Source organism: Streptomyces sp. NPDC020898 (assembly GCF_044333925.1).
In the GTDB taxonomy this organism is placed as follows: domain Bacteria; phylum Actinomycetota; class Actinomycetes; order Streptomycetales; family Streptomycetaceae; genus Streptomyces.
Genome location: NZ_JBIRRV010000001.1, coordinates 413719 through 439269, shown reverse-complemented (window position 1 = coordinate 439269; position 25551 = coordinate 413719). Strand labels below are relative to the sequence as shown.

Genomic DNA, 25551 nt, shown 5'->3' with positions numbered 1-25551 from the left:
GCCCAGTTGGACATCGGGGGACAGTTCCGGCGGTCATCGGCCTGTCTGCCGTACCCCCTGATCTTCCAGAAGGTGTCGAAAGATGACAGTCGCCATCGACCGAGCGACCGGAAAGCGCCGAGGTGAGCCCGGGCCACGCCCCGGACGGCTCCAGCGCCTGAGGAACAGCTACCAGAAGTACTGGTACGCGTACGCGATGATCGCCCCCGTGGTCGTCGTGCTCGGCGTCCTCGTCGTCTATCCGCTCGTGCGCGGCTTCTACCTGACGCTCACGGACGCCAACAGCCTCAACTCGGCCCGCACGATCGGCGTCAACCACATCGACGCCACCTACAAGTTCATCGGCTTCGACAACTACGCCGACATCCTGTGGGGCGACACCGCGTACGACCGCTTCTGGTCGCACTTCATCTGGACGATCGTCTGGACCGCCCTGTGCGTGGCCCTGCACTACTGCATCGGCCTGGGCCTGGCGCTGCTCCTGAACCAGAAGCTGCGCGGGCGCACCTTCTACCGGCTGATCCTGGTCCTGCCGTGGGCTGTTCCCACCTTCGTCACCGTCTTCGGCTGGCGGTTCATGCTCGCCGACGGCGGGATCATCAACATGACGCTGGACGCGGTGCACCTACCGACCCCGCTGTGGCTGGAGGACACCTTCTGGCAGCGGTTCGCCGCCATCATGGTCAACACGTGGTGCGGGGTGCCGTTCATGATGGTCTCGCTGCTCGGCGGCCTCCAGTCCATCGACGCCTCCCTGTACGAGGCGGCGGACATGGACGGCGCGAGCGCCTGGCAGCGGTTCTGGTACGTCACGCTGCCGGGCCTGCGCTCCGTCAGCTCCACCGTCGTCCTCCTCGGCGTCATCTGGACGTTCAACCAGTTCGCCGTGATCTTCCTGCTGTTCGGCAACACCGCCCCCGACGCGCAGATCCTCGTCACCTGGGCCTACTACCTCGGCTTCGGCCAACAGCCGCGCGACTTCGCGCAGTCGGCGGCCTACGGCATGCTGCTGCTGGCCATCCTGATCGTCTTCACCTCCTTCTACCGCCGCTGGCTGAACCGCGATGAGCAGCAGCTCGCGAACTGAGGCAGGAGTCCCCACCCCCATGAGTGCCATGACCGTTCAGAAGCCCGCGCCGACGGACCCGGCCGACGCGACCGCCCGCCCGCACCCCAAGAGGCGCGGCCGACGCGGCCTCGCCACCACCCTCGCCTCCCACGGCATCCTCAGCGTCGCGAGCCTGATCGCGCTCTTCCCGATCGCCTGGCTGCTCTATCTGTCCCTCGGCCCGGACAAGGACGACTACCTCCACCCCGGGCGCATCTGGGACAAGATGACGCTCGACAACTACTCGTTCGTCCTCCAGCACACCAACTTCTTCGACTGGCTGCGGAGTTCGCTGATCGTTTCGCTCGGTACGACGGTCATCGGGGTGCTGGTCGCCGCGACCACGGGGTACGCGGTGTCCCGGATGCGCTTCCCCGGCTACCGCAAGTTCATGTGGGTACTCCTGGTCACCCAGATGTTCCCCATCGCCGTACTCATCGTGCCGATGTACCAGATCCTGTCCGACCTCCAGCTCATCGACACCTACCTCGGACTCGTCCTCGTCTACTGCTCGACAGCCGTGCCGTACTGCGCCTGGCTGCTCAAGGGATACTTCGACACGATCCCCTTCGAGATCGACGAGGCGGGACGCGTCGACGGGCTGACCCCCTTCGGCACGTTCGCGCGGCTGATCCTGCCACTGGCCAAACCGGGCCTGGCGGTCGCCGCGTTCTACAGCTTCATCACCGCGTTCGGCGAGGTCGCCTTCGCCTCGACGTTCATGCTGTCGGACACGAAGTACACCTTCGCGGTCGGCCTGCAGAGCTTCGTCAGCGAGCACGACGCCCAACGCAACCTGATGGCCGCCACCGCGGTCCTGGTCGCGATACCCGTCTCCGCCTTCTTCTACCTGGTCCAGAAAAACCTGGTAACCGGCCTCACGGCAGGCGGCACGAAGGGCTGACACCAACTCCCGTACGGCCCTGTCGTACGGGTCGGCAGCCCGCGGTGTCCATCCGACCCCGCTGACACCGCGGGCTGCCTAAGTCTGACGGTTCGGCCGCGCCCCTTTGCTTTTAGGGGCGCGGGGAACTGCGCGACAAGCCCCCACTGCCCCGCAGCCTCAAAGCAGCCAGAAACCACCACATGACCCGAACTCCGTTACATATCAAGGACGTTATGAGCCAGCACACCACCGCTCCGGCCCCGACCTCCACCGCCCCCGGCGTCTCCGCCCCCCACGACTGGTGGCGCGACGCGGTGATCTACCAGGTCTACCCCCGCAGCTTCGCCGACAGCAACGGCGACGGCATGGGCGACCTGGAGGGCGTACGATCCCGGCTGCCGTATCTGCGTGACCTGGGCGTCGACGCCGTGTGGCTCAGCCCCTTCTACGCCTCCCCGCAGGCCGACGCCGGCTACGACGTCGCCGACTACCGGGCCGTCGACCCGATGTTCGGCAACCTCCTCGACGCCGACGCGCTGATCCGTGACGCACACGAGCTGAGCCTGAGGATCATCGTCGACCTGGTCCCCAACCACTCCTCCGACCAGCACGAGTGGTTCAAGCGGGCGCTGCGGGAGGGCCCCGGCTCAGCTCTCCGGGACCGGTACCACTTCCGCCCCGGAAAGGGCGAGACCGGCGAACTCCCGCCCAACGACTGGGAGTCCATCTTCGGCGGCCCGGCCTGGACGCGGATCACCGAGCCCGACGGCACCCCCGGCGAGTGGTACCTGCACCTCTTCGCGCCCGAGCAGCCCGACTTCAACTGGGAACACCCGGCCGTCGGCGACGAGTTCCGCTCGATCCTGCGGTTCTGGTTGGACATCGGCGTCGACGGCTTCCGTATCGACGTCGCCCACGGGCTGGTGAAGGCGGCGGGGCTCCCGGACCTGGGATCCCACGACCAGGTGAAGCTGCTGGGCAACGATGTCATGCCGTTCTTCGACCAGGACGGCGTCCACGCGATCTACCGCCAGTGGCGCACGATCCTCGACGAGTACGCGGGGGAGCGCATTTTCGTCGCCGAGGCGTGGACGCCGACGGTCGAGCGCACGGCCAACTACGTCCGCCCCGACGAACTCCACCAGGCCTTCAACTTCCAGTACCTGAGCACGGCCTGGGACGCGGCGGAACTGCGCAAGGTCATCGACTCCACCCTGGAGGCGATGCGTCCGGTGGGCGCCCCGGCGACCTGGGTGCTCTCCAACCACGACGTGACCCGCCACGCCACCCGCTTCGCCAACCCGCCCGGCCTCGGCACGCAGATCCGGGAGGCGGGGGACAGGGAACTGGGCCTGCGGCGCGCTCGCGCGGCGAGCTTGCTGATGCTGGCGCTGCCGGGATCGGCGTACGTCTACCAGGGCGAGGAACTGGGCCTTCCGGACGTCGTGGACCTGCCCGACAGCGTCCGTCAGGACCCGGCCTACTTCCGCGGCGCCGGCCAGGACGGCTTCCGCGACGGCTGCCGCGTCCCGATCCCGTGGACCCGCGAGGGCTCGTCGTACGGCTTCGGTGCGGGCGGCAGCTGGCTCCCGCAGCCGGACGGCTGGGGCGAGTTGAGCATTGAGGCGCAGGACGGCACGGCGGGCTCGACGCTGGAGCTGTACCGCTCGGCGCTCGCTGTCCGCCGCTCCCAGCCCGACCTCGGCGCGGGCGACACGGTGGAGTGGCTGCGCGCACCGGAGGGCGTACTGGCCTTCCGGCGCGGCGAGTTCGTGTGCGTCGCGAACACGAGCGGCGACTCGGTGACGACCCCGGCGTACGGCCGCGTCCTGCTCACCAGCGGCGAGGTGACCGAGGCGGACGGCGAGTCGAAGGTCCCGGCGGACACGACGGTGTGGTGGACGACGGCCTGAGGATCCCGTTCAGGGCCAGGGCCCGCCGCCCGGTTCGGGGAGGCGGGCCCTGCGTGGTCGGTAAGGGATGTCGACCTGTTGCCGCTTGTCCCCGGTCAGGCGAGGCCGAACTTCTCGGAGTGCACCTGTCGCGCGGGGACCCCCAGGTCTCGCAGGCCGGACAGCGCGGCCGCGGTCATGGCGGGCGGGCCGCAGACGTACACGTCGCGTTCGGTGACGTCGGGGACCAGTCGGCGCAGGCTGTCCGGGCCGAACGGCGGGGCGCCCTCGACGGTCCTGCCGGTGAGCAGGTGAAGCCGGCCGCCCCGGAGCGCGATCAGCCGGCGAATCTCGTTCAGCAGCACGGCGTCTGCCTCGCTGCGGACGCGGTACAGCACGACGATGTCACCGGCCGACTGCTCCTCAAGCATCGCCCGCACCGGCGTGATCCCCACGCCACCGGCGATCAGGAGGGCGCCGGGCCGCGTCCGGTGCAGCGAGGTGAACGCCCCGTACGGCCCCTCGACGAAGGCGCGGCTGCCGACCGGGACGTTGCGCAGGCCGGCGCTGGTGCTGCCGACCGCCTTCGCCGTGAGGCGCAGCCCCCGTCCGTCGGGCGCCGCCGACAGGGAGAAGGGGTTGGCCAGCCACCAGTTGTTGTGCCCGGGGAACCGCCAGATGCAGAACTGGCCCGCGCGGGCGGGGAGTTTGTCGAGGTGTCGGCCGGTGACGTACACGGAGACCACGTTGTCCGACTCCGGTACCACGGCCGTGACGTGGAACCGGTGGTAGGCGTTGCGCCACAGCGGCACCGCGATCCGCCCGGTCAGCAGGGCGCCGAAGGAGAACAGCCACAGGATCCACCAGTAGGCCTCGGCGAACGCGGAGGACGTGAAGGTCGTGGTCTCCTCCAACTGGTGGACGAACGCCAGGCCCAGGGCGACGTAGAGCAGCAGGTGCAGCCCGTGCCAGACCTCGTACCGCAGCCGCCGTCGCAGGGGCCGGGTGGAGATCACGCCGATGACGAGGATGATGGCCGCGGCCCACATGCCCAGCAGGGACGCCAGCACTCCGCTCAGTGCGACGAACGTCTTCCCCATGGACGTGTCGTCGAGCGTCGCGTAGCCGAGCACCACCAGCGTGGCGTGGGTGAGGACGGTCCACAGCAGGGTGAAGCCGACCCAGCGGTGCCACACCGTGAGCCGGTCCATCCCGATACGGCGGTCCAGCCACGGCAGCCGGGCCACCAGCAGCAGTTGGAACAGCATCAGCAGGGCCGCGTGCAGTCCGAAGAACTTCGCGACCGTGAGCACACCGTTCTTGCCCGAACCGGCGCTCACGAACAACGCCTCGACGATCACCACATTGACGATGACGAAAGTCCACATCGCCCAGCGCGCCGCGTCCACCGGAAGCACGGTGCCTCTGCGCACCGAGTCGCTCGTCGCCGCCATTGGCTGCCCCTTGTCCCCCGTGGCCGCGGTACTCGCGACTCGCCTCGATCGGGTAAGGGTACGGCGGACGGGCCCGATCCGTTCATGCCGGAACCACCGAATCTGACCGCCTTTGGCGGGTTCGGCGGCCCGGCCTTCGACAGATGGTTCGTCGCGGTTCGGGCAAAGGCGCCGCGGCGGGTCAACACCCCTCCTTGTGAAGAGATTTCGCGCACGTGAAGAGGAAGTGCCCCAAGGGTTGACCGCCCGACAAGTGGACTCGTACCTTCTGGTCGGTTGAAAGTTTTCAGCCATCTTGCAGCAAGAACCTGCAAAGGATCTTGCCTGGACCTTCAACGGAGAAGGACCCCCAACATGGCCAGCAGAACCCTCTCCGGCGCGCTCGCCCTCGCGGCCGGTGCGTCGATCGCGCTCGCCGTCCCGACGGGCGCTGCCCACGCCTCCCCGCCCGGCACCAAGGACGTCACCGCCGTCCTCTTCGAGTGGAACTTCGCCTCGGTCGCCAAGGAGTGCACCAACACCCTCGGCCCCGCCGGGTACGGCTACGTCCAGGTCTCGCCGCCCGCCGAGCACATCCAGGGCTCGCAGTGGTGGACGTCGTACCAGCCGGTCAGCTACAAGATCGCCGGGCGGCTCGGCGACGCGACCGCCTTCAAGAGCATGGTGGACACGTGTCACGCGGCCGGCGTGAAGGTCGTCGTCGACACGGTCATCAACCACATGTCGGCGGGCAGCGGCACCGGTACCGGCGGTTCGTCGTACACGAAGTACAACTACCCCGGCCTGTACTCCTCGTACGACTTCGACGACTGCACGTCCACCATCAGCGACTACACGAACCGCGCCAACGTCCAGAACTGCGAGCTCGTCACCCTCGCCGACCTGGACACCGGTGAGGAGTACGTCCGCGCCACCATCGCGGGGTACATGAACTCCCTGCTCGGCTACGGCGTCGACGGTTTCCGCATCGACGCGGCGAAGCACATCCCGGCGACCGACCTCGCGAACATCAAGTCGCGGCTGTCCAACACCTCCGTGTACTGGAAGCAGGAGGCCATCTACGGCAGTGGGGAGGCCGTCCAGCCGACCGAGTACACGGGCAGCGGGGACGTGCAGGAGTTCCGGTACGCCTTCGACCTCAAGCGGGTCTTCAACAGCGAGAACCTCGCCTACCTGAAGAACTACGGCGAGGGCTGGGGGTACATGAGCAGCGGTGTCTCCGGTGTCTTCGTCGACAACCACGACACCGAGCGCAACGGCTCCACGCTCAACTACAAGGACGGGGCGAACTACACCCTCGCCAACGTCTTCATGCTCGCCTACCCGTACGGTGCCCCGGACATCAACTCCGGCTACGAGTTCTCCGACACGGACGCCGGACCGCCCAACAGCGGTGCGGTGAGCGCCTGTTGGCGGGACGGCTGGAAGTGCCAGCACGCCTGGCCGGAGATCCTGCGCATGGTCGCCTTCCGCAACGCCGTGCGCGGCGAGTCCGTCACCAACTGGTGGGACAACGGCGCCGACGCCATCGCCTTCGGGCGGGGCGCCAAGGGCTTCGTCGCCATCAACCACGAGTCGGGCAGTCTGAACCGCACGTACCAGACCTCGCTGGCCGCCGGGACGTACTGCAACGTGCAGAACAACACGACGGTGACGGTGAGTTCGAGCGGTCAGTTCACGGCGACGCTCGCCGCCAACACGGCTCTGGCGATCTACGCGGGCAAGTCGAGCTGCTGACCCGGACGGACTCTGTCGTTGAAATTGTTTTCCAAGGGTTTCATGACTCTTGCTGTAAGCCTTTCTTCGGCGATACGGTCACGCGGGGTCGGACCCACAGAGCCGTCATCGCAAGGAGTCCACGTCCGTGATACCGAGATGGCCGGCGTCGCCCAGGCGCCGAACTGCCCACGCTGGACGGGTCGCAGCGGCCACCGTGACCGCGCTGGCCGCAGCACTCGTCCAGCCCCTGGCGGCCCGGGCGGACACCCCGCCCCCACCGCCTCCGTCGGATGCGAAGCTCGCCGCCGAGCCCGCTCGCCACGACGCCACCCGGGAGCAGTTCTACTTCGTCCTCCCGGACCGTTTCGCCAACGGCTCCGCCGCCAACGACCGCGGCGGGCTCACCGGTTCACGCCTCGCCACCGGCTACGACCCCACCGACAAGGGCTTCTACCAGGGCGGCGACCTCAAGGGCCTGACCCAGCGCCTCGACTACATCAAGGGGCTCGGCACCACCTCCATCTGGATGGCGCCGATCTTCAAGAACCAGCCCGTGCAGGGGGAGGGGGCCAACGCCTCCGCCGGCTATCACGGTTACTGGATCACCGACTTCACCCAGGTCGACCCGCACTTCGGCAGCAACAAGGACCTGGAGACCCTCATCTCCAAGGCGCACGCCAAGGGCATGAAGGTCTTCTTCGACGTCATCACCAACCACACGGCCGACGTCGTCGACTACGAGGAGAAGTCGTACGGCTATCTCTCCAAGGGCGCCTTCCCGTACCTCACCAAGGACGGCGAACCCTTCGACGACTCCGAATACGCGGACGGCACCCAGGACTTCCCGGCGGTCGACACCGACTCCTTCCCGCGTACCCCGATGGTCACCAAGGCCGCCGAGACCACCAAGAACATCAAGGTCCCCTCCTGGCTCAACGACCCGACGATGTACCACAACCGCGGTGACTCCACCTTCGCCGGTGAGAGCTCCACCAACGGCGACTTCTCCGGTCTCGACGACCTGTGGACCGAGCGTCCCGAGGTCGTCGACGGCATGGAGAAGATCTACGAGCGCTGGGTACGGGACTTCGACATCGACGGCTTCCGGATCGACACCGTGAAGCACGTCAACACGGAGTTCTGGACCCAGTGGGCGACCGCCCTCGACGCGTACGCGGCCAAGCAGGGCCGCGACGACTTCTTCATGTTCGGCGAGGTCTACTCCGCCGACACGTCGATCACTTCGCCGTACGTCACCCAGGGCCGCCTCGACGCCACACTCGACTTCCCCTTCCAGGAAGCCGCCCGGCAGTACGCCTCCCAGGGGGCCAGCGCGCAGAAGCTTGCGTCCGTCTTCGGCGACGACTACAAGTACACGACCGACAAGGCGAACGCGTACGAGCAGGTCACCTTCCTCGGCAACCACGACATGGGCCGCATCGGGACCTTCCTCAGACAGGACGACCCGACCGCCTCCGACGCCGAACTGCTGAAGAAGGACCGGCTCGCCAACGAGCTGATGTTCCTCAGCCGGGGCAACCCGGTCGTCTACTACGGCGACGAGCAGGGCTTCACCGGCGCGGGCGGCGACAAGGACGCCCGTCAGACGATGTTCGCCTCCCGGGTCGCCGACTATCTCGACGACGACGAACTCGGCACGGACCGCACCCACGCCGAGGACGCCTACGACACGAGAGCACCGCTCTACCAGCAGATCAGTGCTCTCGCCAAGCTCCGCCGCGACCACCCCGCCCTCACCGACGGCATCCAGACCGAGCGGTACGCGGCCGACGGCGCCGGCGTCTACGCCTTCTCCCGCATCTCCCCGCCTTCCCATACGGAGGTGAGCAGCGGCGCGGGCAAGGGCGGCGGCGCCGAGTACCTGGTCGCCTTCAACAACGCCGACGCCCCTCGTACGGCGACCTTCCCGACCGGCTCCGCGAACACGCGGTTCCGTGGGATCTACGGCACCGACGCGGCACCGACGTCCGCCTCCGACACCCGGGTCACCGTCACCGTCCCGGCCGGTTCCGCGGTCGTGCTGAAGGCGGCGAGCCCCCTCCCGAAGCCGGCCACCAAGCCGACGATCATCCTCCGGGCCCCCGCCCCCGGTGTCACGGGAACGGTAGAAGTCACCGCCGACATCGACGGCGGCCGACTCAACCGCGTCGTCTTCGCCGCCCAGACCGGCAACGGCAAGTGGCGCACCCTCGGCTCCGCCGACCACGCCCCCTACAAGGTCACCGACACCATCGCGGCCGACGTACCGCCAGGAACCGCCCTGCGCTACAAGGCGGTTGTAGTCGACTCGGCCGGGCGCACCGCGAGTACGACGGCCACCTCCACCACCGGCACCCCACCCACCCCCGAGATCCCCACCGCCACCTCCCGCGACCACGCGATCGTCCACTACAAGCGCACCGACGGGGCCTACGGCGACTGGGGCGTGTACGCGTGGGGCGACCTCGCCGACGGCGAGTCGACGAACTGGCCCGACAGTCACCCCTTCATCGGCCGGGACGCCTACGGCGCCTTCGCCTACGTCAAGCTCAAGCCCGGTGCCTCGAACGTCGGCTTCCTCGTCATCGACAAGGACGGCAACAAGGACGTCTCCGCGGACCGCACGATCGACGTGACGCGGACCGGCGAAGTCTGGATCGAGCAGGGCAAGCCCGAGATCCGCACGGAGAGGCCCACCGCCGACTACCCGCCCCAGGACACGACCAAGGCCGTCATCCACTACCACCGCACCGACGGCGACTACACCGGCTGGGGTCTGCACACCTGGACGGGTGCCGCGAATCCCACGGACTGGTCGAAGCCCCTGGAGCCGGTGGAGACTGACGCGTATGGCGCGGTCTTCGAGGTGCCGCTCAACTCCGGTTCCACCAGCCTCAGTTACATCATCCACAAGGGTGATGAGAAGGACCTGCCCACCGACCGGTCGCTCGACCTCACCGCCGACGGCCACGAGGTGTGGCTCGTGAACGGCCAGGAGAAGCACCTGCTCCCGCAGCCGGCCGGCAGTGCCGCCGCACTCGACCTGTCCACCTCCAAGGCGGTCTGGATCGACCGGAACACCGTCGCCTGGAACGGGTCCGAGGCCGCCGCCTCCACCCAGCTCCTCGCCTCCTCCGACGGCTCGGTCGCCGTCGAGAACGGCATCCTGACCGGCCAGCAGAAGTGGCTGCGCCTGTCCCGGACCACCCTCACCGACGCCCAGAAGGCCACGTACCCGCACCTCGCCTCGTACACCGCCTGGACGGTCGACCCGCGTGACCGTGACCGGGTGCGTCAGGCGCTGCGCGGGCAGGTGATCGCCTCCCAGCGGGCCGCGAACGGCGCGGTGCTCGCCGCGACCGGCGTGCAGCTCGCCGGCGTACTCGACGATCTGTACGGAGCGGCGACGAAGGCGGAGTTGGGGCCGACGTTCCACAAGGGCCGCCCCACGCTGGCGGTTTGGGCGCCCACGGCCCAGTCGGTCGCCGTGGAACTGGAAGGTTCCTCAAAGCCGAAGAAGATGAAGCGTGACGACGCGACCGGTGTCTGGTCTGTCGCCGGGCCCAAGTCCTGGAAGGGGAAGGCCTATCGGTACGTCGTGAAGGTGTGGGCGCCCAGCGTCCAAAAGGTCGTCACCAACACCGTCACCGACCCCTACTCGCTCGCCCTCACCGCCGACTCCGAACGCAGCCTCGTCGTCGACCTCGCCGACAAGTCCCTTGCTCCCAAGGGCTGGTCGTCCCTCACCAAGCCCGCTGCCGTACCGCTGAAGGACGCCCAGATCCAGGAACTCCACATCCGGGACTTCTCCGTCGAGGACCGCACGGCCGACCACCCCGGCACCTACCTCGCCTTCGCCGACCGGAACAGCGACGGGACGAAGCACCTCAAGTCCCTTGCCGCGTCCGGCACTTCGTACGTCCATCTCCTCCCCGCCTTCGACATCGCCACCATCCCGGAGCGGAAGGCCGACCAGGCGACCGTCGACTGCGACCTCGGCGCCTATCCGGCCGACTCGGAGCGGCAGCAGGAGTGCGTGGCCGCGGTGGCCGCGAAGGACGCCTACAACTGGGGATACGACCCGTACCACTACACGGTCCCGGAGGGCTCGTACGCCACCGATCCGGACGGGACGCGGCGTACCGTCGAGTTCCGCGAGATGGTCAAGTCGCTGAACCAGGACGGGCTGCGGGTCGTCATGGACGTCGTCTACAACCACACGGCGGCGAGCGGTCAGGCAAAGACGAGCGTCCTCGACCGGATCGTCCCCGGCTACTACCAGCGGCTGCTCGCCGACGGCTCCGTCGCCAACAGCACCTGCTGTGCCAACACGGCCACCGAGAACGCCATGATGGGCAAGCTCGTCGTCGACTCGATCGTCACCTGGGCCAGGGCGTACAAGATCGACGGCTTCCGCTTCGACCTGATGGGCCACCACCCGAAGGCCAACATCCTGGCCGTCAGGAAGGCCCTCGACGCGCTGACCCTCAAGAAGGACGGCGTCGACGGCAAGAAGATCATCCTGTACGGCGAGGGCTGGAACTTCGGTGAGGTCGCCGACGACGCCCGTTTCGTCCAGGCCACGCAGCTGAACATGGCCGGGACGGGCATCGCGACCTTCTCCGACCGCGCCCGTGACGCCGTGCGCGGCGGCGGCCCCTTCGACGAGGACCCGGGCGTCCAGGGTTTCGCGTCCGGGCTGTACACGGACCCCAACTCATCGACAGGCAACGGCACTTCGGCGGAGCAGAAGGCCCGTCTCCTGCACTACCAGGACCTGATCAAGGTGGGGCTGAGCGGCAACCTCGCCGCCTACCGGTTCACCGACACCGGCGGCACGGAGGTGAAGGGCTCCGAGGTCGACTACAACGGCTCGCCCGCCGGATACGCGGACGCGCCCGGCGACGCCCTCGCGTACGCCGACGCCCACGACAACGAGTCGCTGTTCGACGCCCTCGCCTTCAAGCTGCCCGCCACGACGAGCGCGGCCGACCGGGCCCGTATGCAGGTCCTCGCCATGGCCACGGCCACCCTCTCGCAGGGACCGGCCCTCTCCCAGGCCGGCACCGATCTGCTGCGCTCCAAGTCCCTCGACCGGAACTCGTACGACAGCGGGGACTGGTTCAACGCCATCCACTGGGACTGCGCGGACGGCAACGGCTTCGGACGCGGGCTGCCCATGGCGGCAGACAATGCCTCCAAATGGCCGTACGCCAAACCCCTGTTGACCACCGCCACCGCCACCGTCGGCTGCGCCCAGATCGAGGGCGCGTCCGCCGCGTACCAGGACCTGCTGAGAATCCGTACGACAGAGAGCGTGTTCTCCCTCGACACGGCAGGGCAGGTGCAGTCGAAGCTCTCCTTCCCGCTGTCCGGGAAGGACGAGACACCGGGTGTGATCACCATGGAACTCGGTGACCTGGTCGTCGTGTTCAATGCGACGCCGACCGTACGGGAGCAGCAGGTCGGCGCGCTGGCCGGGACGGCGTACGCGCTGCACCCGGTGCAGCGGGCGGGAGCGGACGATACCGTCAAGTCCGCTTCGTACGCGCGGGAATCGGGCACGTTCGCCGTTCCGGGCCGGACTGTGGCGGTATTCTCGCGGACCGCCTGACAAGGGCATTACCTTGGTGGGGCAGACTCCGAACCGCGGTCTGCCCCACCGGTGTTGCCCAAGGGCGGACAGATGGACGGCAACGGCAAGTGGACAGACACCACCGTGCTCGTCGTGGACGACTCAGCGGCCGGCCGGTATGCGATGGGCGCCCTGCTGCGCCGCGCCGGTCACCAGGTCGTCTCGGCGGCCACCGGTAGCGAGGCGCTCGCCGAACTCGACGTACGGCTGCGCAAGGGCACCCTGCCCGACGTGGCCCTCATCGATGTGAACCTGCCCGACATGAGCGGGGTCGAACTGTGCCGCCGGCTCAAGGCCCGGCCGCACATGGCGGGCCTGCCCGTCGTGCACTTCTCGGCGGCCTCCCTGTCCCCGGGCGACCGCTGTCTGGGGCTGGAGGCGGGCGGGGAGGCGTTTCTGTCGGTGCCCGCCGAGCCCGAGGAGATCGACGCGGTGGTGCGGGCCGCGGTGCGGGCGGCGCGGCTGCGGGCCGACGACCAGGCGCTGGCGCGGCGGCTGACCCGGCTGTCGGAGACGATCTTCACCATCCAGGCGGCGCGTTCCCTCCAGGAACTCGCCGACGCCGCCGCTGAGGGCACCGCGCGGCTCACCGGCCATCCCGCCGCCGTGTTCTTCCTCGGCGCGGACGACGAGCTGTACCGCGCCACCTCCCGGGACCGCACCTCGCTCGCCATGCCGGACGAGAGCGCCCACCGGGTCGTGGCCGGACTGCTCAGGCGCCTCACCCGTGGGCAGAGCGGGATACAGATCACCACGGTGCCCGCGCCGCTGTGGCCCGCCGGGTTCTTCCGGCCGGACGTGCAGCACGACGCCCGCCTGGTGCTGATCCCCACCCACGACGGCCGGGCATCGGTGTGCCTGGCCACGCCCACCCGCGGTGTGCGCCGGGTCAGCCCCGAGAAGGAGTCCCTGGTCGCCCGGCTCGCCCAGGCCACCGCGCTCGCCGCAGAACCGCTGCTCATGTACCAGGTCGAGCGGAACGTCGCCCTCACCCTCCAGCACAGCTTCCTGCCCCGCCCCGACCGGCTGCCCGAGACGCCGGGACTCGACGTCGTCGTCCGGTACGTGCCCGCCTCCCAGGACACCGAGATCGGCGGCGACTTCTACGCCGCGCTGAGCACCGACGACGGCGTGCTCGCCGCGGTCGGCGACGTCGTCGGGCACTCGCTGGAAGCGGCCACCGTCATGGTCGAGATCCGGCACGCGCTGCGCGCCTACTGCGTCGAGGAGAGCGACCCGGCCGTGCTCGCCGAGCGCCTCGACCGGATGCTCCAGCGCTACCACCCCGAGGTCACGGCCACCGTCTGCCTGGTCCTGGTCGACCCCGGCACCGGACGCACCCGCATCGCCAACGCGGGCCACATCCCGCCGCTGATCATCCGGGACACCAACAGCGCCGACTACGCCAAGGCCGAGGGCCCGCTGCTGGGCGTGGGCCTGTCCCATCCGCCGCCCACCGAACTGTTCCTCGAACCCGGCGACCGGCTCCTCATGGTCACCGACGGCCTGATCGAGACCCGGGGCACCGACCTCGCGGACTCCCTGGAACACCTCCGCGCCGCCGCCTCCGGTTCGCTGCCCGGCCTGGACGCCCTGTGCGACACGCTCCTGGTCTGCTTCGGCCACGACCGGGAGGACGACATCGCGATGCTGGCGCTGCGGCTCGTCGACGAGACCCCGCCGGTAGGGTGAGGCAGTCGTGCCGTCATAGAACAGGGGTTTGATCCATGCCGCAGATCACCGTCGACTACTCGGGTCCGCTGGCCGAGGCCTTCGACCGGCGCGCGTTCGCGCTCGCGCTGCACGAGGAGGTCGTCGCGACGGCGAAGGCGAAGCTCGAGGCGTGCAAGACGCAGTTCCGCCGGACCGAGGACGCCACGGTCGGCGCGGACAGCGACGGCCACGCGGTCGTGCACGTCTGGATCGGCATGCTCACCGGGCGCACGGCGGAGACGAAGATCCAACTGACGGAAGCCGTACTGGAGTTGGTGCGCACCCATGTGAAGCCCGTCGAGGGCCTCGCCCTGCACGCCTCGGTCGAGGTCCGCGAACTCGACGACTCCTACCGCAAGTTCGACAACTGACCGGTCGGCTACGACGCGGTTACGACGCGAGGGAGATCAGCCGCGCGACCAGGTCGCTGAACGGGCCGTCCGTCGGCTCCTGTTTGAGCATCCGGCGCAGCAGCGCGGCCATCTCCTCGTCATAGGCGGCGCTTACGGCGGCCAGCGCCGCGAAGTCGTGCACGAGCTGCGCCTCCAGCTCACCGCGCGGCACGCGCCGCCCGTCCAGCCAGATCAGCGCGGTCGACTCGACGAGAGATATCCACGTCCGGACGACCAACTCCAGCCGGGCGGGCGCCTCTTCGGCCGTGACGTCCAGATGCGACAGGATCTGGACGTACGCGGCCTGTCGTACGGCGTCGATGAGCGCGTTGGTCGCCGAGGCGCTGCTCGCCGTGCGCACCCCGTCCGCGGACACCGCGGGACCGCCGCGCATCAACGCCGCGAAACCGGGCCCGTGATCGTCGACGAAGTCGAAGAACCGGCGCATCACCCGCAGCAGCCGGGCCCCCAGCGGACCCTCCCGCGGCTCCACGAACCGGCCCGCCAGATCGTCCGACGCACGCTTCAACGCGGCCTCGTACAGGCTGAGTTTGCCGGGAAAGTAGTGGTAGACCAATGGGCGCGAGATACCCGCGGCCGACGCGATCTCATCGATGGAGACCTCGTCGGGCGAGCGGCGACTGAACAGTTCGAGGGCGACGCCGATCAACTGCTGCCGGCGTTCCTCGACTCCCATTCTGCGGCGAACCCCGGTTGTCATGCGAACACCTTACCGATCGGAACCGGCCCTCAACGGACCGGACCGACCGGGGATGTTCACAAATCCAGCACAAGTGGACCGCGTCGTGCGCGCGACACACAGATCAGCATCGAGTCCGCACGCTCGGCGTCGGTCAGCAGCTCGTCACGATGGTCCACCTCCCCTGCCAACACCCGCTGTTGGCAGGTCCCGCAGAACCCCTGCCCGCACGAGTACGGGGTGTCCGGCAGCTCCGCCCGTACGGCCGCCAGCACGGTGGAGTCGGCGGCCACCGTCAACACCCGCCCGCTGCGCCGGAGTTCGACCTCGAAGGGCCGGTCGCCCGCAGTCGACGTACGCGGGGTGAAGCGCTCGGTGTGCAGGACGGCGCCCCGGGGAAGCCGGGCCTCGACGGCCGCCGTCAGCGCCTCGGGGCCGCAGCAGTGGACGGCGGTGCCCTCGGGCAGTTGTGCCACCTCCGCGAACAGCGCGTCGAGGTCGGGCAGCCCGTCCTCGTCCTCCGCGACGACGGTGACACGTTCGGCGCCGGCGCCCGCGCCCAGTTTCTCGACCTCGGCGAGGTACGGCATCGAGGCCCGGCTGCGACCCCCGTACAACAGCCGCCAGTCCAGGCCGGGTTGAGCGTGCACCGCCCGGAGCATCGGCAGGATCGCGGTGATGCCGATACCGCCGGCCACGAAGACGTACGCCGGTGCCTCGGTGAGCGGGAAGCGGTTGCGCGGGCCGCGTACCTCGACCGACATGCCGGTCCGCAGCCCCTCGTGCACCTCGCGCGAGCCCCCGCGCCCGTCCGGCACCAGCCGCACGGCGACGGTGTACGACGAGGTGTCCGCCGGGTCCCCGCACAGCGAGTACTGCCGCACCGGCCCCGACGGCAGTACCAGATCGAGATGCGCTCCCGGCTCCCAGCTGGGCAACTCCCGCCCTTCCAGCCGCAGTTGTACGACCCCGTCGGCGATCGCCTCGTGCGCGGCGACCGTCAGCCGCAGGGCCCGTGAGCGCGGCCGGCCGGAGACCGGGTGCTCCAGGGCGGGCAGCGGCCACAGCGGCGAGGCGTCGATCCGGCGGCGCATCGCCCGCCGGGTGAGCAGCGCGGCCCCGGCGGTGAGCGCGAGCGTCAGCGGCCGGGGCGTCACGCGGCTCGCCGATCGGCGGCGACGGCGGCGGGGGAGGAGGCCAGATAGGCGACGGCCTGCTCGGTGGAACCCTCCTGGGAGGGGTGGTAGCCGCGGGCGAGATAGCGCGGCACCGATCTCGCCATGGCCCGGCTCGACGGCAGCAGACCCCGCTTCCCACGCACGTAGAAGTCCCGGAAGGTCGGCTTCGGGAGGTTCGGGGCGGGATCGTTCGCCATGAAGAACCGCACCCCGCGCTGCCACAGGAAGACCATCGTCAGCAGCCCGGTCAGCCAGGTCCGGACGCGCCGCCGGTAGCCCCCGTCGACATGCGTGAACAGGTCGAAGGCGACCGACCGGTGCTCGACCTCCTCGGCGCCGTGCCAGCGCAGCAGGTCCAGCATCGTCGGATCGGCGCCGCGCCGGTCCAGTTCCGGCGCGTTGAGTATCCAGTCGCCGAGGAACGCGGTGTAGTGCTCGATGGCCGCGATGACCGCGACCCGCTCCATCAGCCACCACGTGCGGGCCCGGCGCCCCGGCAGGGGGAACCGGTCGCCGAGCACCTTCTCGAAGAGCCAGTCGAGCTGGGCGGTGTACGGCGTCGGATCGAGGCCCAACTCCCGGAGATGCGGGAGGACTTCGTCGTGGGCCTGGGAGTGCATGGCCTCCTGCCCGATGAACCCGACGACATCCGCACGCAGCCGCTCGTCCCGGATGTACGGCAGCACCTGCTTGTACACATGCACGAACCACCGCTCACCGGCGGGCAGCAGCAGATGCAGCACGTTGATCGTGTGCGAGGTGAACGGATCCCCCGGCACCCAGTGCAACGGGGTGCCCTCCCAGGAGAAGGACACCTTGCGCGCCTTGAGGGGTATGTGAGGCGGGTTAGACATGGCGTCAATGTACTGATGGGTAGAGCACCAGGAAACCCTCGCGCACGGACTTGTTGACGCCAGTGTCAGCGAGGCGCTCCGCGGGATAGGCGGTTTGTTTGCCGCGGGCGGGTGGGGGCTTGTCGCGCAGTTCCCCGCGCCCCTATCGGGGCGCTACTGTGCGCGCAGTCTTCCAAGCCGCCCAAGCGGTACTGGTGAAGTCGGGTGCGCAAACCCGCGCCCCAAAGGGGCGCGGGGAACTGCGCGACCAGCCACAGCGGACCGCATGTCGAACTGTTACCGCAGCCCCCCGATAGCCCGCCCATCCCTCAGCGTCCCCTTCAACCCCGCCTGAGCGCCCTGCTGGGTCTTCGCCGCGAGCAACGCACCCCGCGAGGACGCGCTCACCGCCCCCGTAGCCGTGACCGACGCCGTGTTCTCCCCGCCCGCTGCCAGCAGGTACCACTCACCCGCCCCCGACTTCCACAGCACACCGGCAAGCACGTTCGGGTCCCGGGGCCCGCACGCCGACGTGTTCTCGGCCTTCGCCGCGACCGCCCCGTACACCCCGCCCGGCGTGTGGAACTGGGCCAGCACCCGGGCCCCGCCGCCCCGCCAGGTCTCCGCACGCGTGCACACCCAGTCCGCGGCGCCGCTCGTGTCGGGCAGCGGCTGCTCGGCGTACCGCCAGGCGTTCACGGAGCGGACACCCTGGGAGTGCATCGCGGCGAGGGAGCAGGCGAACGGCGACCACGTGGCCAGCGCCGCCGGGGCCGACGCCTCGCGCAGTGAGGTCGGGCGGCCCGCGGTGAGGTGGGCCGGGACCAGCTCGCCGAGGTCGCTCAGCAGGCGGGTGCCCCCGGCGACCGTCACCTGGAGCGTGTTCCAGGACTGGCAGGTGCCCTTCTGCGCGATCGGGCTGGCCAGCGGCCCGGTCACCCCGTCGGTCAGCCCGAGGCCGATCGGCGTCGCGGCCGGCCTGCGCAGGTCCCGCATCTCCGCCTTCCGCACCCAAGGGGCCGTCAGATAGCGGACGTTGCCGTCGGCCCGGTGCAGGACCACCGCGTCGGCCTCGGCGCCGGTCGCGCCGTCGACGCGGGCGAAGTCGAGCGCGGCCCCGGCCGTGCCGTCCTTGGGTTCGGCGTACCGGGCGATGCGCAGACCGTCGTAAAGGATCACCACGCGGGCGGTGTCGACAGCGCCCGCGTACAGGAGTTGCGGCGGTCCCGCGGGGCCGCCGGACGGGGTGCCAGGGGTCGCCGAGACCTGGACCGTCTCGCCGGGGCGGGCCCAGACGGCGAGGGCGCGGCGCAGCAGGGCCCGGTCGCCGACGAGGTCGCCGCGCGCGGGCCAGACCGAGAAGTCGACGCGCGCCGAGGACTTCCAGGCGGCGGGGGCCACCAGGGTCAGCCCGGCGGGGTCCAGGGCGGCCTCGGCGGCCGGGTTCTGCGCGTACGCGGGGGCGGCGGCACCGTCCGGGCCCCAGCCGTCGCCGGGCAGGCCGAGCAGCGTGCCGCACACCGCGACGGCCGCGGCGGCGACGAGCGCGGCCTTCAGGTGTTGCCTGCGCCGCATCAGATCGGTGGGACGCGCGTGCAGCGAACAGGGGTCGAACTCGGCGGAGTCGAGCAGCGCGTACCGCTCAGGAACCTCGTCCGCCTCCCGGAGCGCCGCGGTCGGCCGGTCGACGCCGGCCGCCTCCAGGGCGGTGCGTACGTCGCCGTCCGGGAGCTTCTCCAGACCGCGCAGGACGTACGCGGCCCGGGCGGGGCCGGAGAGCGCCGACAGCCGCTGGTCCAGGGCGAGTTCGTCGGCGCCGCCCGAGCGCGGGAAGAGGCGCAGGCCCCACACCTGGGGGAGCAGCGGCGGCAACTGGGACCGCTTCGGCAGCGTGCGGCCCCGCCACGGCTGCCCCGCCGCAAGGGCCGTACGCAGCACCTGGAGGCGGACGAGCGCGTAACCGGGGTCGCCCGCGCGCCCCGTCGACTGGGCCGGGATCACGGACGCGGAGGTGCGTCCCCTGGGCAGCGCGCGCTGGGTGAGGGCGTGCGCGGTCAGGACACGCCGGTTGCGGCCGAGGCTCGGCGGCAGCACCAGATAGGCGAGCCGGACGAGCCGGGGGTAGTGCTCGACGAGCGCGGCCTCGGCCTGCTCCACGTCGACGACGGGGCGGCCCTTGGCGTTGGTACCGGTGGCGGGGTTCGAGGCGACATCCTGTGACTGCACGTTCAGCAGAACGAGCGAATCGTTGGATGGTCACCTGGCCCGGCGGCAGTTACTCCGGCGGCTCGACCAGCAGACGCGCGTAGTTGGCCATCGAGCGCTGGTAACGCGGCAGATGGGGAGCGAGGGCGCCGAGGACGAGCGAGAGGCCCTCACGGTCACGGCCGAGACTGGACAGGCACAGCGCCAGACACGCTCGTACGGCGTCGTCCAACTCGTCGGAAGGGGCGTCCAGTTCGGGCGTCAGCAGCTCGACGCCCTCCTCGGCCCGCCCGATGTTGCGCAGCGAACTCGACAGCTGGATCTTCGCCCGTCGGCCGCGGTATCCACTGAGCCCGCGGGCGAGCGCCTCCCGGTAGAGCGGCTCCGCCTTGTCGGAGTGGCCCGTGGAGTCCCAGGCACTGGCCTGTTCGAACGGGCCGACGGGACTGCCGTCGGGGAGCTCGGCGACGAGGGCGTCGATCACCCCGCGGAAGTCGGCCGCGTGCGCCTCGTCATAGTCGTCGAGGGTGGCCCAGGCGGCCGTCGTACGCTGCTCCCAGTCTTCGTTCACCGGCTCACTCTCGCACGGGTGTGCAGCGGGAGGCGAGCCGATTGAGCGTGGGGCGCGTGGGAGCCGTATCGAAGAGGAGGCCCCTTGCCGGGGCTGTCCGTGGCATGGGCCGATCGGGCTCGGCGTCAAAGCGACCGGAGGAACGACAGATGAGGTTGAGGCGACCGAAACTTGTGGCGGCCGGGGCCGTGGCGGTGCTGGGGCTGGCGCTCACGGGCTGCGGGGGCGGTGACGAGCACGCGGAGGGGCACGACGTCACCGACGCGGCGCCGGTCGCGGCGACCGGCAGCCTCGAACACCTGGCGAGCGAGGCGGGCTGCAAGCCGAACATGCAGACGGACGCGGACACGATCCGCCAGGCCATCTGCAAGAACGCCGACGGCAAGTTCGTCCTGGCGACGTTCGCCACCGACCGCGGTCAGGCCGAGTGGCTGAGCGGGGCGAAGGACTACGGCGGCTATTACCTCGTCGGCCGCAAGTGGGTCGCCGTCGGTGACGAGAAGACGGTCGCTGCACTGCGCGGCTCGCTGGGCGGGACCCTGGAGGAAGGATCCGCCCACATGAACCCCGGTGGCAGTCACAACAGCAGCAGCGGTCACAGCAGCTGACCGCGCGGGGTCGGGGGCAAGCGGAAGCCGGCGGTGGGATTTCCCACCGCCGGCTTCCTGTTGTTCAGTGCCGGATTCCCGGCCGGTCACCTGGGCAGCTGCTCAGCGGCCCAGGTGACCAACTGGTCACTGGCAGTTCTGACCGCTGTTGATGCAGTCGACCATCTCGTTCATCGTGTTCTCGTCGAAGAAGTTGATGAAGTCGTTGTGGTCGGTGATCGGCTTGTGCAGCTGGTCCGGGAAGGAGTCCACCGCGAACGGGTTCACGAGCTGCCCGTTGTTGATCTGCGGGGCCGCTACGTCGTAGACCAGACGGACCTGGAGCTGGGGGATGGCCTGGAAGCCGTTCGAGCAGCTGCCGTCACCCTCGACGAAGTCCACGTGGGTGCGGTGGTTGGCGCTGTCGATGTTCTGGCCGTCCCAGCAGCTCTGGAAGAAGGACGTCCGCACCACGGAGCTGCCCTCGGGGCAGATCGGGTACTTGTCCGTCAGCTGACGGTCTTCGAAGCCGGTGCAGCTCCAGTTCGTGTTGGCGTTGTTCAGGCCGTTCACGAAGGACTTGGCGTCACCGGTGATGATGCGCAGCGCCGTCGGCATCGCGACGACATCGCTCGTCTTGTTGCCGACGAACTTCAGCTCGGCCTGGCTGGCCTCGACGATCGTGCCGACGTTGCCGTCCTGACCGCCACCGGGGGCGTTCGCGTCGATGTCGTTCTGACCGTCCTGCACGCGCAGCACCGGCCAGAAGTACGACGACTTGTCGCCCTGGTTCTGGCAGGTCGTGTTGCCGTTGGCCAGGTCCTCGTCGCTCGCGAACGCGTTGTTCGCCTGGTTGCCGACGTAGTCGTGCTGGTGCTGAGCACCGTTGCTGACACCCGGGGCGACGATCACGTTGTCCGAGTTGCGGTTCTCGTTCTGGTTGGTGCCACAGGCGGTGGCGAACGTGCCCGTCGAACCGGAGTCCCCGTTCGCGGGAAGCCCGTTGCCGTTCACGCCCTGCGGGCCGCCGTTCGGCTGAACCTGGGTGATGTCCTGGAAGTCGTCAGCCACCGGGCCGTTGCCGGCCTGACCACCGTTGCCGGTGTCGCCGCCCTGGTCCCCACCCTGGTCCTGACCGTTGTCCTGGTCCTGACCCTGGTCCTGCCCGTTGTCCTGACCGTTGCCCTGGTCCTGACCCTGGTCCTGGCCACCGTCGTTGTTCTGGCCGTCGTCGTTGTTGCCGCCGTCCTGGCCGCCGTTCTCGCCGTCGACAACCTCGGGCTGCTCGGCAGGCACTCCCGTACAACCGGCGAGCTCCTCAAGTCCCTGCTGACGGTTGCCGCCGGCCCGCTGGACGTTGATGCCGATCCGGTCGATGGTGGCCGTCCGCTTGGACTTCAGCGGGCCGAGAATGGCGTTGTTGACGAAGCCGGCATCCCCCGCCTGTGCCTGGCGTGTGCTCGCAAGCCGTGTGTAGGCATCCGTGATCTGGCGGTCGAGCAGTGCGAGCTCCTTGGCCACACCGTTCTTGGCCTGTTCCGGAACCTCACTGAGCTGCTGACCGACGTCCGGGCAGTCGATCGTGGCGACCTGCGAGGCGTTGGCGAACGTGTTGTTCTGCTTCGACTTCGACTCGTGCGCCGATGCGTAAAAGTTCGCCCAGACAAGTCCTCCACCGCCGATCGCGAGGGCCGCGGATGCGGCCACGGCGCGAACGGCCAATGGTGAGCGTCGTTTACGTGTGTTGCGTCCCATGGAACTCCTCTGACTTCCTTGCGGGGCTATCGAGGCGCCCGACAGGAGTGAAGCGGCTCCCTCACATACGCAGAGCGTCCCAGGAGTGTTCAGCCGCCTCAGAAACTGATGAGAGATTCGCGGGACAATTCGACCCCAACAACACACGCAATACCGGGAGTTGCGGACCTCTTACGGCAAGTGGTCAATCGGGGTACGGAATTCGTCGAGTTCGACGATTTTCCACGGGAAGAAGACCATTTCCGCCGTCCAGGTCGGTTTCCGCACACCCGGTGTGCTTTCAGCGCCCCTGGTCCAGATAGGTGAGTACCGCCAGGACGCGACGATTGTCGTCGTCCGACACCTCAAGGCCGAGCTTGGCGAAGATGTTGGACGTGTGCTTGGCGATCGCCCGTTCCGTGACCACAAGATGCCCCGCGATCGCCGCGTTCGAACGTCCCTGAGCCATCAGTTCCAGCACCTCCAGCTCCCGGGGCGTCAGCCGCCCCAGCGGCCGGCCGTCCCCGGCACGCCCCGCCAGCAGCTGCTTGATCACCTGCGGGTCCATGGCGGTTCCGCCCGCCGCGACCCGTCGTACGGCGTCCACGAACTGCTCCGCGTCGAACACCCGGTCCTTGAGCAGATAGCCGACCCCGCCGTCCCCGTCGGCCAGCAGCTCCCGGGCGTACAGCCGCTCCACGTGCTGCGACAGCACCAGCACCGGCAGGCCCGGCCGCGCCCGACGGGCCCGCAGCGCGCACTGGAGCCCCTCGTCGGTGTGCGTCGGCGGCAGGCGTACGTCGACCACGGCGACGTCCGGCGCCAGCTCGGCGAGCGCCCGGTCCAGCTCGGGGCCGCTCTCCACGGCCGCGGCGATCTCGAAGTCGTACGCCTCCAGCAGCCGGACCAGACCGTCGCGCAGCAGGAACAGGTCTTCGGCTAGGACAACTCGCAAGGAATCTCCATGGTCACCATGGTGGGACCGCCAACGGGAGAGCTGACGGCCAGGACGCCGTCGAATGTACCGAGCCGCCGCTCGATCCCGGCCAGCCCCGACCCGCCCGCGATCCGCGCACCGCCCCGCCCGTTGTCGGTGACGGCGATCCGCAACGAGCCGTCCGCGTACCGCAGATCGACCCACACCTGCTCCGCGCCGGAGTGCTTGACAGCGTTGGTCAGCACCTCGCTCACCGCGAAGTACGCCGCCGACTCGACGGGCGCGTCCGTCCGCGCGCGCCCGGAGTCCCCCACGTCCACCGTGACGTCGGTTTCCAGGGGCAGCCGCAGCGCCAACGCCCGTACGGCGTCGCCCAGTCCGCGCTCGGCGAGCACCGGCGGATGGATGCCGTGCACCAGGTCCCGCAGCTCGGCGAGAGCGTCGGCGGAGGACTGGCGGGCCCGCGCGAGCAACTCCCTCGCCTTCTCGGGGTTCTTCTCCATCAGCGCCTCGACGGTCCCCAGATCCATCCCCATGGCCACCAGCCGTGCCTGCGCGCCGTCGTGCAGGTCCCGCTCGATGCGCCGCAGTTCGGCGGCCGAGGTGTCCACGGCGTCCCGTCGCGTCTCGGTCAACACCCGTACGCGCTCGGTGAGTTCACCCTGGTCGGCGCCCAACAGGACCCGGGTGAGCTGGAAGTGGAGGCGCAGGAGAGCGGGCGTGAGGTAGTAGGAGGCGACGAGCAGTACGCACCCCAGGCCACCGGCGACCAGCGCGCTGCCCTGCCCGCCGACCGGCACGAACCCGTACCACCAGCCGACGTACGTCCCGTCGGTGAACACCCGCCACAGCCCGAGCGCCAGCGCGAACCCCTCGAAGGGGTAGACGAGCAGCGCGGCCGGCACCAGCGCGCTGACGAACCCGAGCACGGCGTCGGCAGGCAGCCACAGGAACTCCCGCCAGGTCGCCGGATCACGCAGCACCCCGAAGGCCCGCGCCCACCGCCTCGCATCCGCTGGCAGCTCCCGGTACCGGGGCGCAATCCGCACCCCGCCCCACCGCACGGCCACCAGCCGCCGCCAATTGGCCCACGCCCGCGCCCGGTTGACGACCAGAGGTGTGGTGAGAAGCCCGATCCCCAGCACCGGCACCAGCGCGAGCGAGACGAGAAACAGCACGAACAGCAGCGCCGACCCGGTGATCGAGGCGACGGCAAGCAGCAGCGCCCGCGCTCCCGCAAGCCCGACGGTACGGACCCGTGCTCGTACGCTGATGGCTTCGGTGGCGTCGATGGCGTCGTCCATGCGGTCAGTCTCGCCGAGGGCACCCCGCCGGGTCACGGGCGCGACCACCCGTACCCGGGGGTGGTGCCAGCCCCACCCCCGGTTACCGGTGGTCGTTCAACTGGCGGTAGGAGGCGTGTACTTGTATCCCACTCGCCGTACCGTCTGGATCGCCTGCCGGTGCTCCACGCCGAGCTTGCGGCGCAGCCGGGCGATGTGGACGTCGACGGTCCGGCCGTCGCCCACGTGCCCGTAGCCCCACACCGTGGTGACCAACTGGTCGCGGGTGTGCACCCGGTTCGGGTGGGCGACGAGATGGGCGAGCAGCTCGAACTCCAGGTACGTGAGATCCAGCGGCCGCCCGTCGACCTCGGCGGTGCGCTGCACGTTGTCGACGCGCACGAGGGGAAGGCCGCCCTCGTGCTGCGGCTGCTCCGGGTCCGGAAGCGCGAACGGCAGTACGGGCGGCTGCTGGTCGGCCGGTACGAGCACCAGGTAGCCGATCATCGGCGGCTGGCCCGGCAGCGTGGGCAGGGTGTGCGGGGGAGCGGGCAGCCAGGTGGCGCCCGGCGGCAGGAAGTCCGTGACGTCGACGACCTCGTCCCGGTCGACGGCACGCAGCCGATGCCGCGCGGAGCCGCCGGGAGAGGCGAGAGGAGAGAGAGGGGAGGGGGAAAGGGAACGAGAGACGGTGGTCGCCATGAGAGGTCAGCTCTTTCGCGCG

18 protein-coding genes are annotated in these 25551 nt (G+C 69.7%); 8 read left to right on the top strand and 10 right to left on the bottom strand.

Annotated elements, in window-relative coordinates; all coding sequences use genetic code 11:
- Window positions 1-82: 82 nt before the first annotated feature.
- The 3 genes from ACH4TV_RS01960 to ACH4TV_RS01950 all read left to right on the top strand — a co-directional run bounded on the left by ACH4TV_RS01960 (window position 83) and on the right by ACH4TV_RS01950 (window position 3907).
- The gene (locus ACH4TV_RS01960; protein WP_398393220.1) at window positions 83-1087 is read left to right on the top strand and encodes a carbohydrate ABC transporter permease; all 1005 of its coding nucleotides are present in this window, start codon (window positions 83-85) and stop codon (window positions 1085-1087) included.
- Between the two features lie 19 nt (window positions 1088-1106).
- The gene (locus tag ACH4TV_RS01955; RefSeq protein WP_398393218.1) at window positions 1107-2012 is read left to right on the top strand and encodes a sugar ABC transporter permease; all 906 of its coding nucleotides are present in this window, start codon (window positions 1107-1109) and stop codon (window positions 2010-2012) included.
- Between the two features lie 215 nt (window positions 2013-2227).
- Window positions 2228-3907: an alpha-amylase family glycosyl hydrolase gene (locus ACH4TV_RS01950; protein ID WP_398393216.1), complete on the top strand. Its 1680-nt coding sequence runs from the start codon at window positions 2228-2230 to the stop codon at window positions 3905-3907.
- Window positions 3908-4002: 95 nt separating this feature from the next.
- On the opposite strand, the gene ACH4TV_RS01945 is transcribed toward ACH4TV_RS01950, so the two are convergent.
- Window positions 4003-5340 carry a ferric reductase-like transmembrane domain-containing protein gene (locus ACH4TV_RS01945; protein ID WP_398393214.1) on the bottom strand — a complete coding sequence of 446 codons (1338 nt, stop codon included), beginning with the start codon at window positions 5338-5340 and terminating at the stop codon, window positions 4003-4005.
- 354 nt (window positions 5341-5694) lie between these two features.
- Here ACH4TV_RS01945 and ACH4TV_RS01940 point away from each other — a divergent pair, with 354 nt between their 5' ends.
- The 4 genes from ACH4TV_RS01940 to ACH4TV_RS01925 all read left to right on the top strand — a co-directional run bounded on the left by ACH4TV_RS01940 (window position 5695) and on the right by ACH4TV_RS01925 (window position 14778).
- A complete protein-coding gene (locus ACH4TV_RS01940) occupies window positions 5695-7077 on the top strand; it encodes an alpha-amylase family protein (protein ID WP_398393212.1) in 1383 nt (460 codons plus the stop codon).
- Window positions 7078-7204: 127 nt separating this feature from the next.
- Window positions 7205-12673, top strand: a complete 5469-nt coding sequence (pulA, locus tag ACH4TV_RS01935; protein ID WP_398393210.1) for a pullulanase-type alpha-1,6-glucosidase — start codon at window positions 7205-7207, stop codon at window positions 12671-12673.
- A gap of 72 nt (window positions 12674-12745) precedes the next feature.
- Window positions 12746-14386 (top strand): SpoIIE family protein phosphatase, encoded by a 1641-nt coding sequence (locus ACH4TV_RS01930; protein WP_398393208.1) that lies wholly within the window; start codon window positions 12746-12748, stop codon window positions 14384-14386.
- 35 nt (window positions 14387-14421) lie between these two features.
- Window positions 14422-14778 (top strand): 5-carboxymethyl-2-hydroxymuconate Delta-isomerase, encoded by a 357-nt coding sequence (locus ACH4TV_RS01925; protein WP_398393206.1) that lies wholly within the window; start codon window positions 14422-14424, stop codon window positions 14776-14778.
- A 19-nt stretch (window positions 14779-14797) separates the two neighbouring features.
- Here the strand turns inward: ACH4TV_RS01925 and ACH4TV_RS01920 are convergent, their stop codons facing one another.
- The 5 genes from ACH4TV_RS01920 to ACH4TV_RS01900 all read right to left on the bottom strand — a co-directional run bounded on the left by ACH4TV_RS01920 (window position 14798) and on the right by ACH4TV_RS01900 (window position 20286).
- Complete coding sequence (locus ACH4TV_RS01920) at window positions 14798-15520, bottom strand: TetR/AcrR family transcriptional regulator (RefSeq protein WP_398393204.1); 723 nt, start codon at window positions 15518-15520, stop codon at window positions 14798-14800.
- 56 nt (window positions 15521-15576) lie between these two features.
- The gene (locus ACH4TV_RS01915; RefSeq protein ID WP_398393203.1) at window positions 15577-16656 is read right to left on the bottom strand and encodes a PDR/VanB family oxidoreductase; all 1080 of its coding nucleotides are present in this window, start codon (window positions 16654-16656) and stop codon (window positions 15577-15579) included.
- A complete protein-coding gene (locus tag ACH4TV_RS01910; RefSeq protein ID WP_398393201.1) occupies window positions 16653-17531 on the bottom strand; it encodes a metal-dependent hydrolase in 879 nt (292 codons plus the stop codon). The genes ACH4TV_RS01915 and ACH4TV_RS01910 overlap by 4 nt, the downstream gene beginning before the upstream one ends.
- 276 nt (window positions 17532-17807) lie before the next feature.
- Complete coding sequence (locus tag ACH4TV_RS01905) at window positions 17808-19736, bottom strand: hypothetical protein (RefSeq protein ID WP_398393199.1); 1929 nt, start codon at window positions 19734-19736, stop codon at window positions 17808-17810.
- Window positions 19737-19785: 49 nt separating this feature from the next.
- Window positions 19786-20286, bottom strand: a complete 501-nt coding sequence (locus ACH4TV_RS01900) for a tetratricopeptide repeat protein (protein ID WP_398393198.1) — start codon at window positions 20284-20286, stop codon at window positions 19786-19788.
- 149 nt (window positions 20287-20435) lie between these two features.
- Between ACH4TV_RS01900 and ACH4TV_RS01895 the strand changes: the two genes are divergently transcribed.
- Entirely contained in the window at window positions 20436-20894 is a 459-nt protein-coding gene (locus tag ACH4TV_RS01895) for a hypothetical protein (RefSeq protein WP_398393197.1), read from the top strand.
- 126 nt (window positions 20895-21020) lie between these two features.
- Here ACH4TV_RS01895 and ACH4TV_RS01890 read toward each other — a convergent pair whose 3' ends face one another.
- The 4 genes from ACH4TV_RS01890 to ACH4TV_RS01875 form a co-directional block, all read right to left on the bottom strand.
- Window positions 21021-22628, bottom strand: coding sequence for a DUF1996 domain-containing protein (locus ACH4TV_RS01890; protein ID WP_398393196.1), 1608 nt, complete (start codon window positions 22626-22628; stop codon window positions 21021-21023).
- A gap of 280 nt (window positions 22629-22908) precedes the next feature.
- Window positions 22909-23562 carry a response regulator transcription factor gene (locus tag ACH4TV_RS01885; protein WP_330291578.1) on the bottom strand — a complete coding sequence of 218 codons (654 nt, stop codon included), beginning with the start codon at window positions 23560-23562 and terminating at the stop codon, window positions 22909-22911.
- On the bottom strand, window positions 23547-24848 hold the full coding sequence (locus tag ACH4TV_RS01880; RefSeq protein WP_398393195.1) for a sensor histidine kinase: 1302 nt from the start codon (window positions 24846-24848) through the stop codon (window positions 23547-23549). Before ACH4TV_RS01880 ends, ACH4TV_RS01885 begins: the two co-directional genes overlap by 16 nt.
- Before the next feature lie 96 nt (window positions 24849-24944).
- Window positions 24945-25529 (bottom strand): winged helix-turn-helix domain-containing protein, encoded by a 585-nt coding sequence (locus ACH4TV_RS01875; protein ID WP_398393194.1) that lies wholly within the window; start codon window positions 25527-25529, stop codon window positions 24945-24947.
- Between the last annotated feature and the right edge of the window lie 22 nt (window positions 25530-25551).